This is a genomic window from Roseovarius salincola, from assembly GCF_026891095.1.
Taxonomy (GTDB): Bacteria; Pseudomonadota; Alphaproteobacteria; order Rhodobacterales; family Rhodobacteraceae; genus Roseovarius; species Roseovarius salincola.
Map to the genome: position 1 here is coordinate 13,861 of NZ_JAPTNL010000008.1, position 14,860 is coordinate 28,720.

15 protein-coding genes are annotated in these 14,860 nt (G+C 66.7%); 11 read left to right on the forward strand and 4 right to left on the reverse strand.

The genetic code is table 11. From position 1 onward, the window contains the following. Positions 1–33: 33 nt before the first annotated feature. A complete protein-coding gene (locus N5A93_RS10255; protein WP_268954994.1) occupies positions 34–846 on the forward strand; it encodes an alpha/beta fold hydrolase in 813 nt (270 codons plus the stop codon). 22 nt (positions 847–868) lie between these two features. Here N5A93_RS10255 and panC read toward each other — a convergent pair whose 3' ends face one another. Next, positions 869–1,720 (reverse strand): pantoate--beta-alanine ligase, encoded by an 852-nt coding sequence (gene panC / locus N5A93_RS10260; RefSeq protein WP_268954995.1) that lies wholly within the window; start codon positions 1,718–1,720, stop codon positions 869–871. Beyond that, positions 1,717–2,544, reverse strand: a complete 828-nt coding sequence (gene panB, locus N5A93_RS10265) for a 3-methyl-2-oxobutanoate hydroxymethyltransferase (RefSeq protein WP_268954996.1) — start codon at positions 2,542–2,544, stop codon at positions 1,717–1,719. The genes panC and panB overlap by 4 nt, the downstream gene beginning before the upstream one ends. 199 nt (positions 2,545–2,743) lie before the next feature. On the opposite strand from panB, the gene N5A93_RS10270 reads away from it, so the two are divergent. The 5 genes from N5A93_RS10270 to N5A93_RS10290 all read left to right on the forward strand — a co-directional run bounded on the left by N5A93_RS10270 (position 2,744) and on the right by N5A93_RS10290 (position 8,789). Continuing rightward, a complete protein-coding gene (locus tag N5A93_RS10270) occupies positions 2,744–4,183 on the forward strand; it encodes an ABC transporter substrate-binding protein (RefSeq protein ID WP_372921216.1) in 1,440 nt (479 codons plus the stop codon). Positions 4,184–4,292: 109 nt separating this feature from the next. Next, complete coding sequence (locus N5A93_RS10275) at positions 4,293–5,240, forward strand: ABC transporter permease (RefSeq protein ID WP_268954998.1); 948 nt, start codon at positions 4,293–4,295, stop codon at positions 5,238–5,240. Next, entirely contained in the window at positions 5,237–6,055 is an 819-nt protein-coding gene (locus N5A93_RS10280; RefSeq protein ID WP_268954999.1) for an ABC transporter permease, read from the forward strand. The genes N5A93_RS10275 and N5A93_RS10280 overlap by 4 nt, the downstream gene beginning before the upstream one ends. Next, positions 6,052–7,626, forward strand: a complete 1,575-nt coding sequence (locus N5A93_RS10285) for an ABC transporter ATP-binding protein (RefSeq protein WP_268955000.1) — start codon at positions 6,052–6,054, stop codon at positions 7,624–7,626. Before N5A93_RS10280 ends, N5A93_RS10285 begins: the two co-directional genes overlap by 4 nt. Next, positions 7,623–8,789: a winged helix-turn-helix domain-containing protein gene (locus N5A93_RS10290; RefSeq protein ID WP_268955001.1), complete on the forward strand. Its 1,167-nt coding sequence runs from the start codon at positions 7,623–7,625 to the stop codon at positions 8,787–8,789. The genes N5A93_RS10285 and N5A93_RS10290 overlap by 4 nt, the downstream gene beginning before the upstream one ends. A 9-nt stretch (positions 8,790–8,798) precedes the next feature. Here N5A93_RS10290 and N5A93_RS10295 read toward each other — a convergent pair whose 3' ends face one another. Next, positions 8,799–9,758 carry a KpsF/GutQ family sugar-phosphate isomerase gene (locus N5A93_RS10295; protein WP_268955002.1) on the reverse strand — a complete coding sequence of 320 codons (960 nt, stop codon included), beginning with the start codon at positions 9,756–9,758 and terminating at the stop codon, positions 8,799–8,801. A gap of 114 nt (positions 9,759–9,872) precedes the next feature. Between N5A93_RS10295 and N5A93_RS10300 the strand changes: the two genes are divergently transcribed. Continuing rightward, entirely contained in the window at positions 9,873–11,093 is a 1,221-nt protein-coding gene (locus tag N5A93_RS10300; protein ID WP_268955003.1) for an MFS transporter, read from the forward strand. Positions 11,094–11,105: 12 nt separating this feature from the next. Here the strand turns inward: N5A93_RS10300 and trhO are convergent, their stop codons facing one another. Continuing rightward, positions 11,106–12,020 (reverse strand): oxygen-dependent tRNA uridine(34) hydroxylase TrhO, encoded by a 915-nt coding sequence (trhO, locus tag N5A93_RS10305; RefSeq protein WP_268955004.1) that lies wholly within the window; start codon positions 12,018–12,020, stop codon positions 11,106–11,108. Positions 12,021–12,124: 104 nt separating this feature from the next. Between trhO and pncA the strand changes: the two genes are divergently transcribed. From pncA to N5A93_RS10325, 4 genes are all read left to right on the forward strand, one after another. Then, positions 12,125–12,721, forward strand: a complete 597-nt coding sequence (gene pncA / locus N5A93_RS10310; protein ID WP_268955005.1) for a bifunctional nicotinamidase/pyrazinamidase — start codon at positions 12,125–12,127, stop codon at positions 12,719–12,721. Between the two features lie 3 nt (positions 12,722–12,724). Then, complete coding sequence (locus N5A93_RS10315; protein WP_268955006.1) at positions 12,725–13,312, forward strand: uracil-DNA glycosylase family protein; 588 nt, start codon at positions 12,725–12,727, stop codon at positions 13,310–13,312. Next, positions 13,305–14,105, forward strand: coding sequence for an SseB family protein (locus tag N5A93_RS10320; protein ID WP_268955007.1), 801 nt, complete (start codon positions 13,305–13,307; stop codon positions 14,103–14,105). The genes N5A93_RS10315 and N5A93_RS10320 overlap by 8 nt, the downstream gene beginning before the upstream one ends. A gap of 177 nt (positions 14,106–14,282) precedes the next feature. Continuing rightward, positions 14,283–14,858, forward strand: coding sequence for a hypothetical protein (locus N5A93_RS10325; RefSeq protein WP_268955008.1), 576 nt, complete (start codon positions 14,283–14,285; stop codon positions 14,856–14,858). The last annotated feature ends 2 nt before the right edge of the window (positions 14,859–14,860 follow it).

The following is a 14,860-nucleotide window of genomic DNA, read 5'->3' on the forward strand; positions in this document are numbered from 1 at the left end:
ATCCCGGTGGCCGGGCGCGGTGGGCGCTGACTCATGCCAAGTGGTGAACGCGCGGGTTTCCCGACCTATTGGACCAGTTTCGGGCACGGGCCGCGCGCGGCGCTGGCGTTGCATTGTTCGCTGTCGCATAGCGGAAGCTGGGCCGGGCTGGCCAGGCGGGTTGCCACTGAGATGACGGTGACCGCATTCGACCTGCCGGGGCATGGACGCAGCGGGGCGTGGCACGGGCGGGGCGACATCCAGGCGCTGAGCGTCGCCATGGCGGCGGATTTCCTTGACGCTGAGGCCCCCGCCGATCTGCTGGGGCATTCCTTTGGCGCGACGGTGGCGTTGCGGCTGGCGGTGGAGCACCCGGATCTGGTGCGCAGCCTGATCCTGATCGAGCCGGTCTTCTTTGCCGCCGGTTTCGCCGACACGCCGGGGGCGCGTGCGACATTCGACAGCATGATGATGGACTATGCCGGTGCGATGGCGGCGGGCGATCTGATGGGCGCGGCGCAGGCCTTTGCAACGATCTGGGGCGCGGGCATGCCCTGGGATGCGATCCCGCCCGCGCAGCGCGAGGCGATGGCGCAGCGGATGCCGCTGATCAAGGCGGCGGAGCCGACGCTTTACGAGGACGAGGCGGGGTTGCTGGCCGGGTCTGTCCTTGAGGGGGTCGGCGTGCCGGTCCTGCTGGTCGAGGGCAGTGAGTCGCCCCCCATCGTGGCGGCGATCCACGAGGCACTGGCGGCGCGGCTGCCGCGCGCGGAGCGCACGATGATCGGCGGCGCGGGGCATATGGCGCCGCTGACCCACCCGCGGCAGGTGGGATCGGAAGTGTTGCGGTTCCTAGAATGGGCCTGAGGCGCGCCAGAGCGGCAAGCGCTCAGACGGCGATATTGTCGATCAGGCGCACCCCGGCCAGCCACGCGGCCGCGAAGAGCCGCGCGGGGCGGTCGGGGCGGTCCAGCAGCGAAAGGTCGTCATTGGCGCGGATTTCGAGGTAATCCACCCCGGTGAAGCCGGTTTTTTCCAGCCGTTCGATGGCGGCGCGTTGCAGCGCGGCAAAATCCCCGCCCGCAGCGACGCCCTGCGCCAGGGTTTCCATTTCCTCGTGCAGGCGCGGTGCGAGGGTGCGGGCGCGATCTGACAGCAGCAGGTTGCGCGAGGCCATGGCGAGGCCGTCGATCTCGCGGATGGTGGGGCAACCATGCACGGTGATCGGAATATCAAGATCCGCCGCCATCCGGCGCACCACCTGCAATTGCTGAAAATCCTTTTCGCCAAAGAACGCGTCCGTGGCGGCGCTTTGCAGGAACAGCTTGGTCACGACCGTCGCCACCCCGTCGAAATGGCCGGGGCGGTGGGCGCCTTCCATCACGTCGGTCAGCCCGGCGACGGATACGGTGGTGGCGAAGCGTTCGGGATAGATCTGATCGGCGTCGGGCACATAGAGCGCATCGACCGAAAACCGCGCCAGTTTGCGGGCGTCTTCGTCTTCGGTGCGCGGATAGTTCCTGAGGTCGTCGGGATTGTTGAACTGCTTGGGATTGACGAAGATCGTGACGATCACGCGGTCGCAGGCGCGCCGGGCGGCCTCGACCAGCGAGAGGTGGCCATCATGCAGCGCGCCCATCGTGGGCACGACGCCGATGGTTTCGCCCGCGCGCTGCCAGGGCGCCGTGGCGGCGCGCAGTTCGGGCAGGGTGCGGATGATGGGGGCGGGGGCCGCGGTCATTGGCCAGGTGCCTTGTCGGCGAAGATATGTTCGGGCGCGGGAAAGCGGCGGGCGCGGACTTCATCGGCATAGGCGCGGATCGCGGCTTCGCCGTCCTCGCCCAGGATGGCGTAGCGTTTGACGAATTTCGGCTTGAAGGCGGTGAACAGGCCCAGCATGTCATCGACCACCAGGATCTGCCCGTCGCAATCGACCGACGCGCCGATGCCGATTGTGGGGATGGCGATGGCGGCGGTGATGCGGTCCGCAAGGCTGGCGGGCAGTTTTTCGAGCACCACGGAAAAGGCGCCGGCATCGGCCACGGCCCTGGCATCGGCCATGAGCGCATCGCCCTGTTCGGCGCGGCCCTGCACCTTGTAGCCGCCCAGCGTGTTGATGGATTGAGGGGTGAGGCCGATATGGGCCATCACCGGCACGCCGCGCGCCACGAGAAAGGCGATGGTTTCGGCCATGTGCCGACCGCCTTCGAGCTTGACCGCCGCGGCGCCGGTTTCACGCATGAGGCGCGCGGCATTGGCGAAGGCCTGCGCGGGGCTTTCCTCGTAGCTGCCGAAGGGCATGTCGATCACCAGCATGGTTTTCGTCAGGCCGCGCGCCACCGCCTGACCGTGCAGGATCATCATGTCCATCGTGACGCCGAGGGTGGAGTCGAGCCCATGCAGCACCATGCCCACGGAATCGCCCACCAGCGCGAAGTCGCAGACCCCGTCCATCATTCGCGCCATCGGGGTGGTATAGGCGGTCAGGCTGACGATCGGGGTTGCGCCTTTCATGGCGCGGATATCGTCGGGCAGGGGGGCGGTCTTGCGGGCTGTCGCGCTCATGAATGGTCACCGGAACTTGCTGCGTTGCGGCGTCAAATATCAACTCGGCGGTGAAAACGCCACTGCGATCTGGCGGCAGGGTGCTTGATTGCGCGGGCAAATACGGGTTCACTGCGAGTGGGCGGGGCCGCGCATGGTTTCGCCAAGGGGAAGGAGACATTCCATGAAGGTGCTGGCGATGACTGCGCTTGCGGGGGCGATGACGCTTGCGGCCTGGGGGGCCGAGGCGAAGAGCGACCTTGTGGTCGGGCTGCAACTGGAGCCGCCGCATCTGGACCCGACCAGCGCTGCCGCCGGGGCGATCGACCAGGTGCTTTATGCCAATGTCTTCGAGGGGCTGACGCGGTTCGGGCCGGACGGTTCGGTCAATCCGGGGCTGGCGGAAAGCTGGGACATATCCGATGACGGGCGCGTCTATACGTTTCACCTGCGCGAGGGCGTGCAGTTTCACGATGGCAGCGCGCTTGATGCCGGGGACGTGGTGTTCACGCTTGACCGCGCCCGCGCCGAGGACAGCCAGAACGCGCAAAAGGCGCTGTTCGCCGGGATCGAAAGCGTCGAGGCGCTGGACGATCTGAAGGTTCGCGTGACGCTGGCGCAGCCCGATGGCGGGTTCCTGTTCAACATGGCCTGGGGCGATGCGGTGATCGTCGCCCCCGAGAGCATCGAGAGCATCAAGCAAAGGCCGGTGGGCACCGGCGCGTTCCGCTTCAAGGACTGGGTGCAGGGCGACCGGATCACCCTTGAGCGCAATCCCGGTTACTGGGGCGAGGCGGCAAGGCTGGATAGAGCGACGTTCAAGTTCATCAGCGATCCCACGGCGGCCTTCGCGGCGGTGATGGCCGAGGATGTGCACGCCTTTCCGTTCTATCCCGCCCCCGAGAACCTGCCGCAATTCGAGGCGGATGCGCGGTTTCAGGTACTGGTGGGTTCGACCGAGGGCGAGACGGTCCTGGCGATGAACAACGCCGCGCCGCCGCTGGACAACCCGCTGGTGCGCCGCGCCGTGGCCCATGCGATCGACCGCAAGGCGATCATGGAGGGGGCGATGTTCGGTCTTGGCACGCCGATCGGGACGCATTTCGCGCCTCATCACCCCGATTACGTCGATCTGACCTTTCTTTCGGATTACGATCCCGAATTGTCACGCCAGTTGCTGGCCGAGGCGGGGCTGGGGGATGGTTTCACGACCACGCTCAAGCTGCCGCCGCCCTCCTATGCGCGGCGCGGGGGCGAGATCGTCGCGGCGCAGCTGCGCAATGTCGGCATCGAGACCGAGATCACCAACCTGGAATGGGCGCAATGGCTGGAAGAGGTGTTTCGCGGCAAGGATTTCGGCCTGACCATCGTGAGCCACACCGAGCCGATGGATATTGGCATCTATGCGCGCCCGGATTATTATTTCCAGTATGACAGCGCGGAATTCCAGGCGCTGAACGCGGCGCTGAGCACCGAGACCGATCCCGAGAAGCGCTCGGAGATCTTGGTCGCGATGCAGACGCGGATCGCGGAGGATCACGTCAACGGCTTCCTCTTTCAGCTGGCGGTGCCGACCGTGGCGGATGCCCGCCTGCGCGGGCTGTGGGTGGATGCGCCGACACAGGCGACCGATCTGACCGGCGTCTATTGGGAGGAGTGAGCGCAAGCGCGCGGACGAAACCGGACGGCACCAGGCGAGAGCGCATGACGGGCAAGGCACAGAACCGGGGCGGCTGGCTTTCGGGCGCGATGGCGCGGCGGGGCCTGTGATGCTGCGTTATGGCGCGCGGCGCGCGATGTCCCTGTTCGTTTCGCTGCTGGTGGCGAGCCTCGTGATTTTCCTCGCGCTCGAGATCGTGCCGGGCGATCCGGCGGCCTATATGCTGGGCATCAATGCCGAACCCGATACGGTGGCGGCGCTGCGCGCGGAACTGGGCCTGAACCGGGCCGCGCCGCTGCGCTATCTCGATTGGATCGGGGGGATGCTGCAAGGCGATTTCGGCATTTCCTATACCTATCGCACGCCGGTGGCCGGGATGATCGCCGAGCGGCTGAAGGTGAGCCTTCCACTGGCGCTATACGCGCTTGCGCTGAGCACGCTGATCGCATTCCCCGCCGGGATATGGGCCGCACAGAGGCGCGGATCGGCGGTGGATGTGGGGGTGATGGGGGTCACGCAGCTGGGCGTGGCGATTCCGAATTTCTGGTTCGCCATGCTGATGGTTCTGGTCTTCGCCATCAACCTGCGCTGGTTCAGCGCCGGGGGGTTCGCGGGCTGGGACTCCGGCTTCCTGGCCGCGATGAAGAGCCTGACCCTGCCCGCGGTGGCGCTGGCGCTGCCGCAGGCGTCGATCCTGACGCGGGTCATGCGCTCGGCGTTGCTGGACACGCTGGGCGAGGATTACATCCGCACCGCGCGCGCCAAGGGGCTGACGCGCGGTCAGGCGCTGCGCCGGCATGCGCTGCGCAATGCGATGATCCCGGTGCTGACGATCATCGGTTTGCAGTTCTCGTTCCTGCTGGCGGGGGCGATCATCATCGAGAACGTCTTTTTCCTGCCCGGGCTGGGGCGGCTGGTGTTCCAGGCGATCAGTGCGCGCGACCTGATTGTGGTGGAATCGGTGGTCATGCTGCTGGTCTTTGCTGTGATCGTGGTGAATTTCGCGGTCGATCTGGCCTATGCTTGGGTCGATCCGCGGCTGAGGGGGGAGCGATGAGCCGCATGGGGCTGATCGCGGGCGCGGTGCTGACGCTGCTGTTCAGTGGCGCGGCGGTCTTGTCGCTGGTTTGGGTGCCCCATGACATCGAGGCGATGCACATCGCCGAACGGATGCAGCCGCCCGGCGCGGCGCATCTGCTGGGCACGGATCATTTCGGGCGCGACATCCTGAGCATGATCATGGTCGGGGCGCGCACCTCGATCGCGGTGGCGCTGGTGGCGGTGGGCATCGGCATGGGGCTGGGCGTGCCGCTGGGCCTCTTGGCGGCGGCGCGGCGGGGCGGCTGGCTGGACGAGATCATCATGCGCGGCAATGACCTGATTTTCGCCTTTCCCAGCCTGTTGATCGCCGTGATGATCACGGCCGTTTTCGGCGCTGGCGCCGTGAATGCGATCATCGCCATCGGGATTTTCAACATCCCCGTCTTCGCCCGGCTGGCGCGCGGTGCGGCGCTGAGCCTGTGGACACGCGAATTCGTGCTGGCGGCGCGGGTGGCGGGCAAGGGGCGGCTGCGCATCAGCGCCGAACATATCCTGCCCAACCTGGCCAACCTGCTGATCGTGCAGGGCACGATCCAGTTCAGCCTTGGCATTCTGGCCGAGGCGGGGCTGAGCTATGTGGGGCTGGGCGCGCAGCCACCGGTCCCCAGCTGGGGGCGGATGCTGGCGGACAGCCAGACGATGATCTCGATGGCGCCACATATGGCGCTGTTTCCGGGGCTTGCCATCCTGCTGGCGGTGCTGGGGCTTAACCTGACGGGCGACGGGCTGCGCGACTGGCTGGACCCGCGCCTGAGGAGGGAGGCGCGATGAGCCTGTTGCGGATCGAGGCGCTGGGCCTGTCCATCCACGGGCAGAGGGTGCTGCGCGATGTGTCGCTGCGCGTCGATCCCGGCGAGATCGTCGGGGTGATCGGCGAGAGCGGCTCGGGCAAGTCGATGACGGCGCTGTCGGTGATGCAGCTTTTGCCGCGGGGCGCGCGCTGCGAGGGGCGTGTGATGCTGGCGGGGCAGGATGTGCTGACCCTGCGCGAACGCGCGCTTTGCGGGCTGCGCGGGCAGGCGGTGGGCATGGTCTTTCAGGAGCCGATGAGCGCGCTCAACCCGTTGCAGACCATCGGCGCGCAGGTGGCCGAGACCATCCTGATCCACGAGAAGGTGGGGCGGCGCGAGGCGATGGCGCGCGCCGGTGAGGCCCTTGAGCGGGTCGAGTTGCCCCCCCATCGGGTGGCGCTGTCGCGCTATCCCCATGAACTGAGCGGCGGGCAGCGACAGCGCGTCGGCATCGCCATGGCCATCGCGCTGCGCCCGCGCCTGTTGATCGCGGACGAACCTACCACGGCGCTGGACGTGACCACGCAGGCCGAGGTTCTGAAGCTGCTGAAGCGGCTGGTGCAGGAGGACGGCATGGGGCTGATGCTGATCAGCCACGATCTGGGTGTGGTGGCGGGCATGGCCGAGCGGATCGTCATCATGCGGCAGGGCCGCGTCATCGAACAGGGGCGTTTCGGCGCGCTGGCGCATCCCTATTCGCGCGCGCTTCTGGAGGCATCCGACCATGTGCCCGCGCGCCCCGCCCATGACGGGCAGGCGCCGCTGTTGCGCGTCTCGGACGTGGTGCGCGATTATCCGGGGCGGCGTCAGGGCTGGCGCGGGCGCGCGGCGCCGACGCGGGCCGTCGATGGCGTGAGTTTCGACATCAGGCGGGGCGAAAACCTGGGGCTGGTCGGTGAATCGGGTTGCGGAAAGTCGACGCTGGCGCGCGCGATCCTGGGCCTTGAGCCGGTTGAGGGCGGGCGCATCGAGCTGGACGGGCAGCCGGTTTTTGACGGGCATCGGGTGAACCGGGCGGTGCGGCGGCGCATGCAGGTGGTGTTTCAGGACCCCTATGGCAGTTTCAACCCGCGCTGGAGCGTCGCGCGGCTGGTGGCCGAGCCGCTTTATTTGCTGGATGATCCGCCGCAGGGCGCTGCGCGCAAGGCGGCTGTGGCCGAGGCGCTGAGCAGTGTCGGGCTGAGGCCGGAGGACGGCGCGCGCTATATCCACGAGTTCAGCGGCGGCCAGAGGCAGCGCATCGCGCTGGCGCGCGCGCTGATCATCCGCCCCGACCTGATCGTGCTGGACGAGGCGGTGAGCGCGCTGGATGTGTCGATCCGTGCGCAGATGCTGGACCTGCTGGCCGATCTGAGCACGCGGCTGGGGCTGACCTATCTGTTCATCAGCCATGATCTGAGCGTGGTGCGCAATGTCACCGACCGGGTGCTGGTGATGCAGGGCGGGCGCATCGTGGAAGAGGGCGCGACGGCGCAGGTGTTTGCCGCGCCCGGCCATCCCTATACGCGCCGCCTGATCGCGGCGACGCCACGCTTGCCGGTGTCCGCATGAGCGCGCTGGCGATCCCTAACCGCGATGCGCGCCGGTTATGGCTCTGGAGCAACGGGCTGACGGGTGCACCGGGCGGCAAGCCCGATGTGATGGCGATCATCCGCGCGCTGGGTTTCGTGCAGATCGACACGATCCGCAACGTGACGCGCGCGCATCATCATATCCTGTGGTCGCGCAACCAGTCCTACCGGGAGGGGATGCTATGGCCCTTGTTGCGCCAGCGCGACCTGTTCGAGCATTTCACCCATGATGCCTCGCTTTTGCCGATGGAGGTGCTGCCGCTCTGGCAGCGCCAGTTCCGCCGCCTTGGCGAGAAGGTGGCGCGCGCGGAATGGTATCGCTCGGGGTTGGGGCAGGCGGAGATCCGCGCCATCCATGCGCGGATCGCGCGCGAGGGGCCGCTTTCGACCCATGCCTTCGACAGCGCCGCGCCGGGGCGGCAGATGTGGGCGCGCCCGGCGCACAAGAAGGCGCTGGATCAGATGTGGTATGCGGGCGATCTGGCGACCAGTCACCGCGAGAATTTCGTGAAGTTCTACGATCTGGGGGAGCGGGTGTTTCCGCGCATCGAGGCGCCGCCCGACCAAGAGGCGATCGACGCGCTGTGCAAGGGGGCGCTGGACCGGCTGAGCCTTGCGACGGGTGGCGAGGTGCAGCGGTTCTGGGATGCGGTGAGTGCGGCGGAGACGCGCGACTGGCTGGCGCGCGCGCGCCCTGTGCCGCTGAGGATCGAGGGCGCGGACGGGCGCTGGCAGGACGGCTGGGGCGCGCCCGATATCGCGGCGCGGCTGGAACGCGCCGGGGCTGCGGGCGGGGCCGGGTCAAGGATGCGGCTGCTCAATCCGTTCGATCCGGCGATCCGCGATCGCGCGCGGCTGCAACGGCTGTTCGGGTTCGAATACCGCAACGAGATGTTCGTGCCCCCCGCGAAGCGGCGTTGGGGCTATTACGTCTATCCGCTGCTGGAGGGTGTGCGTTTCGTCGGGCGCATCGAGCTCAAGGCCGACCGGCGCGAGGGCGTCATGCGTGTGAGCGGGTTCTGGGGAGAGCCGGGCGTGCGCTGGGGCCAGGGGCGTGTGGCGCGGCTCGATGCGGAACTGGTGCGGTTCGCGCGCCTTGCGGGGATCGCCCGGATCGAATGGAACATGTCGCGTCCGGGTTGAGCGGCGGGTTCAGGCCACCCCGGCGCGCAGGGCGTCGTGGATGTGAACGAGGCCGCGCAGCGTGCCGGTGTCGTCGACGGCGAAGAGGGCGCTGATCTTGTTGGCGTTCATCACGCCGAGCGCCTCGGAGAGCAGGGCCTCGGGGGCGATGGTGCGCGGGCCGCTTGTGGCGACCTCGCCGGCCTTGCGCTGCATCAGGTTGTCGAGATTGCGCCGCAGGTCGCCGTCGGTGATGACCCCGGCGAGGCGACCGTCGCGGACCACGGCGGCCACGCCGAAGCCCTTGGCGGTCATTTCCAGCAGCGTGTCGCCCATCGGCGTATCTTCGGCGACCACGGGCAGCGCGTCGCCTGTATGCATGACCGAGGAGACCTTGAGCAGCTGCGCGCCGAGCGTGCCGCCGGGATGGAAGGCGAGGAAGTTTTCGCGCTCGAACCCGCGCAGGCGCATCAGCGCCACGGCCAGCGCATCGCCGAGCGCCATGGTGCAGGTGGTCGATGTGGTCGGCGCCATGCCGATCGCGCAGGCCTCGGGGGCGTCGGGCAGTTGCAGCAGGTGATCGGACTGCACCGCCAGCGTGCTGCCGGATTTCTTGGTGATGCCGATCAGCGGGATCGAGAAGCGCCGTGTATGGGCGATGATATCGGCAAGTTCACGGGTCTCGCCGGAATTCGAGATCAGGATCACCGCATCCTGCGCGGTGATCATGCCAAGGTCGCCATGGCTGGCCTCGCCGGGGTGGACATATTGCGCGGGGGTGCCGGTGCTGGCCATGGTCGAGGCGATCTTGGCGGCCACATGGCCCGATTTGCCCATGCCCGACACGATCACCCGCCCCGGCACCGCCAGCAGAAGACCGACCACCGGATCGAAGGCGGGGGGCAGCGCGTCGCGCAGGGTGGCGAGCGCGGCGCGCTCGATATCCAGAACATCGCGGGCGATGTCGGTGGGGCGGGGCGGGGACGTCATGAAGGCCGGCTCCGGTTTGCTTGCCCGAGGTCATAGCGCGGGCATGGGCCAAGGCCAAGCCCAAGCTGCGAAACCTGCTGGTATCCGCGCCCGCGCGACACTAACGTCGCGCCGATGAGTGATGCCGATATTCTTGACAGCCGCCATGCCTGGGCACGGTTGGCCATCTCGCTGCTGATCGCCACGATCGGCAATGTCGGGATGTGGGCGATCATCGTGATCATGCCCGCCGTGCAGGCAGAGTTCGGGATCGACCGGGCCGACGCTTCGCTGCCTTACACGCTGACCATGGTGGGCTTCGCGCTGGGCAACCTGTTGATCGGGCGCGTGGTGGACCGGTTCGGCGTGGCGGTGGCGCTGGGCGCGGCGGCGGTGCTGATCGGGGTCTCGACCGGGCTGGCGGCGCTGAGCCCTTCGGTGCCGGTGCTGTCGGTGCAGCAATTCGTCATCGGGTTCGGCACGGCAGCCTGTTTCGGCCCGCTGATCGCCGATATCTCGCTGTGGTTCCTCAGGCGGCGCGGGATCGCCGTGGCCATAGCGGCCAGCGGCAATTACCTGTCGGGCGCGATCTGGCCGGTGATCCTGGCGGGGGTACTGGCGGAACAGGGCTGGCGCGCGGTCTACATGGTGCTGGCGGCGGTCACGGTGACGACGATGCTGCCGCTGGTGCTGTTGCTGCGCCGCCGCCTTCCGCTGGCGGCGCGCGAGCGCGCCGACGCGGCGGCGTCGCTGCGCGCCAAGGCGGCCGGGTTCCCGCCGCGGACGCTGATGCTGATGCTGGGGCTGGCGGGTGTGGGCTGCTGCGTGGCGATGTCGATGCCGCAGGTCCATATCGTCAGTTTCTGCGTCGATCTGGGATATGGCCCTGCGGTGGGCGGGCAGATGTTGTCGCTGATGCTGCTGGGGGGTGTCGTCTCGCGTCTTGTGTCGGGGCTGATCGCCGACCGGCTGGGCGGTGTGAGGACGCTGCTGATCGGGTCGGGGCTGCAATGCCTGGCGCTGTTTCTTTACCTGCCCTCGGGGGGGCTCGTGTCGCTTTACATGGTCAGCCTTGTGTTCGGGCTGGCACAGGGCGGGATCGTGCCGAGCTATGCGCTGGTGGTGCGCGAATACATGCCCAGCCAGGAGGCCGGCCGGCGCGTCGGATTCGTGCTGATGGCGACGATCCTGGGCATGGCGATGGGGGGCTGGATGTCGGGCTGGATCTATGACGTGACCGGCAGCTACACGATGGCCTTCGTGAACGGGATCGCGTGGAATTTCCTCAATATCGCGATCATGGTGATGATCCTGCTGCGCACCCGGCCGCGCCGGGAGGTGGCGGTCGCGGCCTGAGGCGGCTGGGCGTCAGCCTTCGTGAACGATCCTGATATGGCGTTCGCCGCGCGCCTCGGCCAGGGCGATCTGTTTCTGGCGCTCGCGAAAGCGCGCCTTGGCCGCGTCATCGGTTTCATCGACGCAAAGATGGCATGAGACCCCGTGTTCATATTCGGGGCGCGATCTGTCGGCAGGCAGGATCGGGCGGCGGCAGGCAAAGCAGAGTTCATGCGGCCCTTCGGCCAGCCCGTGTCCGACCGAGACGCGCCCGTCAAAGACGAAGCATTCGCCCTGCCATGTGCTGTCGGCGGCGGGCGTTTCCTCGAGATATTTCAGGATGCCGCCCTTGAGGTGATAGACATCCTCCACTCCCTGACCCAGCAGGAAGTTGGTGGATTTCTCGCAGCGGATGCCGCCGGTGCAGAACATCGCGATGCGCTTGTTGTGAAAGCGGTGCTTGTTGGCCTCCCACCAGGCGGGAAAATCGCGGAAGGTTTCGGTGCCGGGGTCGATCGCGCCCTCGAATGTGCCGATGGCCACCTCGTAATCGTTGCGCGTGTCGATCACCGCCACGTCGGGCGCGCGGATGAGGTCGTTCCATTCGGCGGGCTCGACATAATGGCCGACGCGCGCGCGCGGGTCCACGTCGGGCTGGCCCATCGTGACGATCTCTTTCTTCAGCCGCACCTTGAGGCGGCGGAAGGGCTGATCGGTGCTGGTGCTTTCCTTCCACTCCAGATCGGCGCAACCGGGCAGGGCGCGGATATGGTCAAGCACCGCATCGATTCCGGCGCGCGGCCCGGCGATGGTGCCATTGATCCCCTCATGCGCCAGCAGAAGCGAGCCCGATATCCCCTGCGCGTCGCAGAGATCGAGAAGCGGGCCGCGGATGGCCGCGGGGTCGGCGAAGCGGGTGAAGTGGTAAAGCGCGGCGATGGTATACATGCGCCGCGATGTAAGCGGCACGGCGCATTTGGGCAAGTGCGTTAAGCGGCGCCATTGACGGCGGGCGCGGCGCTGCCTACCCCTTGAGGGAAAGGAGATGTCCCATGACCCAAGCCCTGATCGTGATCGACATGCAGAACGATTTCTGCCCCGGCGGCGCATTGGCGGTACCCGAGGGCGACAGTATCGTGCCTGCAATCAACAGGTTGATGGATGATTTCGCCTCGGTGATCCTGACCCAGGACTGGCACCCGGCGGGACATTCATCATTCGCTTCGGGCCATGAGGGGATGGAGTCGTTCGAGATGATCGAGATGCCTTATGGCGCGCAGGTGCTGTGGCCGGACCATTGCGTGCAGGGCAGCGCGGGCGCGGCGTTTCACCCCGATCTGGACACCACGCGCGCCGACATGATCCTGCGCAAGGGGTTTCGCGCGCAGATCGACAGCTATTCTGCGTTTTTCGAGAATGACCGGGAGACCCCGACCGGCCTGCACGGCTATCTTCAGGAGCGCGGCATCAGCCAGGTGACGATGGCCGGGCTGGCAACGGATTTCTGCGTTGCCTATTCGGCGATGGACGGTGCGCGGCTGGGGTATGACGTGGTCGTGCGCGAGGGGCTGTGCCGGGCGATCGATCTTGATGGCTCGCTCGAGGCGGCGGTGGACGCGATGAAGGATGCCGGTGTGCGGATCGCCTGAGCGATGCCGGAGCTGACGGACGAGATCGAAGCCTGCCGGTTATGCGCGGCGCGATTCGAGCGGACCGAGACCGCCCATGCGCCGCGTCCGGTGGTATGGTTTCGCCCCTCGGCCCGGATCCTGATTGCGGGGCAGGCGCCGGGGGCGCGGGTGCATCGTTCGGGCAAGCCGTTTGACGACCCCTCGGGGGCGCGTCTGCGCGACTGGCTGGGGCTGAGCGAGGCCGGATTTTACGACAAGGAACAGGTGGCGATCGTGCCGATGGCGTTCTGCTTTCCAGGTTATGATGCCAGGGGCAGCGACCTGCCGCCGCCGGTCATATGCGGACAGACCTGGCATGACCGGGTGATGGGGCGGCTTGAGCAGGTGCGGCTGCGGGTGATCGTGGGGGGGCATGCGCAGCGCTATCATCTGGGCACGCGGCAGGGCGTCACCGAGACGGTGCGCAGATGGCGGGACCATGCGCCGCGGCTCTTTCCCTTGCCGCACCCGTCCTGGCGCAATACGGCATGGCTGAGGCGCAACCCGTGGTTCGAGGCCGAGCTGCTGCCGGTGCTGCGCGCCCGCGTGAGAGAGGTTCTGGATGGCTGAGGAAACGCTGCTGGATGCGGCGCATCAGGCGATGGAGGCCGCGCCCGAGGACGGGCAGGCAAGGCTGGCATTCTACGAAAGGCTGGCGGCGGGCGAATTGTTCCTGTTGCTGGAAAATGAGGCCGGGGACGAAGAGGGAACGATCTCGCCAAGGGTCTTCACGATCGAGGGGCAGGGCTATGTGCTGGCTTTCGACCGCGAGGAGCGGCTGGCGCGTTTCGCCGAAGGCCCGGCACCCTATGCGGCGCTGTCGGGGCGCGTGATCGCCGGGATGCTGGCGCCCGAGGGGCTGGGCATGGGGGTGAACCTGGAGGTCGCGCCCTCGGCCATCCTGCTGCCGCCGGAGGCGGTGGCGTGGCTGGATGGCACGCTCTCGCAGGTGCCCGACGAGACCGAGGCGCGCGCGCAATCCTTTCATGCGCCCGCCGGTCTGCCCGAAAGCCTGCTTGGGGCGCTTGATGCGCGTCTGGCGTCGGCGGCCGGGTTGGCGGAGCTGGCTTACCTTGTGGGCGTCACCTATGAGGGTGGCGCACAGGGGCATATGCTGGGCATTGTCGATGCGGTGCCGGGGGCCGAGGGCGCGCTGGCGCGGGCGGTGGCGGATGTGCTGAGCTTTTCGGGGCTGGAGGCGGCGGCGCTGGATGTGGCGTTCTTTCGCGGGTCCGACCCGGTGGCGGCACGGCTGGCACGGGTGGGATTGCGCTTCGATCTGCCAAAGGCGCAGGAGGAGGCCGCGCAGACCCCCGGCGCCGCGCCCGGGACGGATCCGGACAGGCCGCCGCGCCTGAGGTGAGGGCCGCTCAAGCAGACACGATAGAAAGCCAGTGAGGAGGGTTTACATCAGTTTGAAGCTGAGTCTACGTCGATAGTGGAAAGCCGGTTAGAGACCATTCGTTTCCTGACAGGTTTCAAAATTCATCCGCCATATGTTATTCTGCGCTTCTGCCATGTAATCTAGGGACGATGATAAATGGTAAAAGCCCTCATTAGTGTAGTAGCAATTTGCCTTGTTGTTGCCCCGCTGGCGGCAGAGCCTAAAGACGAGATAAAGGGCGGCATGGCTTGCAAGATCACTAGCGAGGCAACTGTCATATCCAATGAAGGAAAGCCAGTCGAAGGGCAGGTGTTTTCTGATGGTGTCTTGCCCGATAGCACGATTCAATTAAAATACAGGGAAACAAGACTGGGCTTTTCTGTCAACCTTGAAGGAGCCTATGGCGAGCACTTGATGTATGCAGGATATTTGTACGAATTCCCAGATCGTTTGAGCCCGTCGATTACCAGTAAAGAGATCAATTTCACTTCGTCATACACGCATGTCTCCTTTGATCCGGAAAGAATACGAGTTGGCGCTCAGGCACACGAATTGTATCTTGAAAGATATTATAAAGGTGACTGGCACGGGACTTTGAGCAGATCTTACATGTTTGACCGTGAAGGGGGTCTGGCCGCGCAGATTGCCACATTAGACTGTCGCACGACACTCGATGCAATAGATGACGTCATTCGAGCTTTTCATGAGAAAGCTGTAGAACCAACGAGATAAGC

Coding starts and splice junctions, on each gene's coding strand:
- trhO (WP_268955004.1), bottom strand. CDS start 12,020: ATGTATACCATCGCCGCGCTTTACCACTTCACCCGCTTCGCCGACCCC.
- N5A93_RS10300 (WP_268955003.1), top strand. CDS start 9,873: ATGAGTGATGCCGATATTCTTGACAGCCGCCATGCCTGGGCACGGTTG.
- N5A93_RS10255 (WP_268954994.1), top strand. CDS start 34: ATGCCAAGTGGTGAACGCGCGGGTTTCCCGACCTATTGGACCAGTTTC.
- N5A93_RS10325 (WP_268955008.1), top strand. CDS start 14,283: ATGGTAAAAGCCCTCATTAGTGTAGTAGCAATTTGCCTTGTTGTTGCC.
- N5A93_RS10275 (WP_268954998.1), top strand. CDS start 4,293: ATGCTGCGTTATGGCGCGCGGCGCGCGATGTCCCTGTTCGTTTCGCTG.
- N5A93_RS10290 (WP_268955001.1), top strand. CDS start 7,623: ATGAGCGCGCTGGCGATCCCTAACCGCGATGCGCGCCGGTTATGGCTC.
- N5A93_RS10295 (WP_268955002.1), bottom strand. CDS start 9,758: ATGACGTCCCCGCCCCGCCCCACCGACATCGCCCGCGATGTTCTGGAT.
- N5A93_RS10270 (WP_372921216.1), top strand. CDS start 2,744: ATGACGCTTGCGGCCTGGGGGGCCGAGGCGAAGAGCGACCTTGTGGTC.
- N5A93_RS10315 (WP_268955006.1), top strand. CDS start 12,725: ATGCCGGAGCTGACGGACGAGATCGAAGCCTGCCGGTTATGCGCGGCG.
- N5A93_RS10280 (WP_268954999.1), top strand. CDS start 5,237: ATGAGCCGCATGGGGCTGATCGCGGGCGCGGTGCTGACGCTGCTGTTC.
- pncA (WP_268955005.1), top strand. CDS start 12,125: ATGACCCAAGCCCTGATCGTGATCGACATGCAGAACGATTTCTGCCCC.
- N5A93_RS10320 (WP_268955007.1), top strand. CDS start 13,305: ATGGCTGAGGAAACGCTGCTGGATGCGGCGCATCAGGCGATGGAGGCC.
- panC (WP_268954995.1), bottom strand. CDS start 1,720: ATGACCGCGGCCCCCGCCCCCATCATCCGCACCCTGCCCGAACTGCGC.
- N5A93_RS10285 (WP_268955000.1), top strand. CDS start 6,052: ATGAGCCTGTTGCGGATCGAGGCGCTGGGCCTGTCCATCCACGGGCAG.
- panB (WP_268954996.1), bottom strand. CDS start 2,544: ATGAGCGCGACAGCCCGCAAGACCGCCCCCCTGCCCGACGATATCCGC.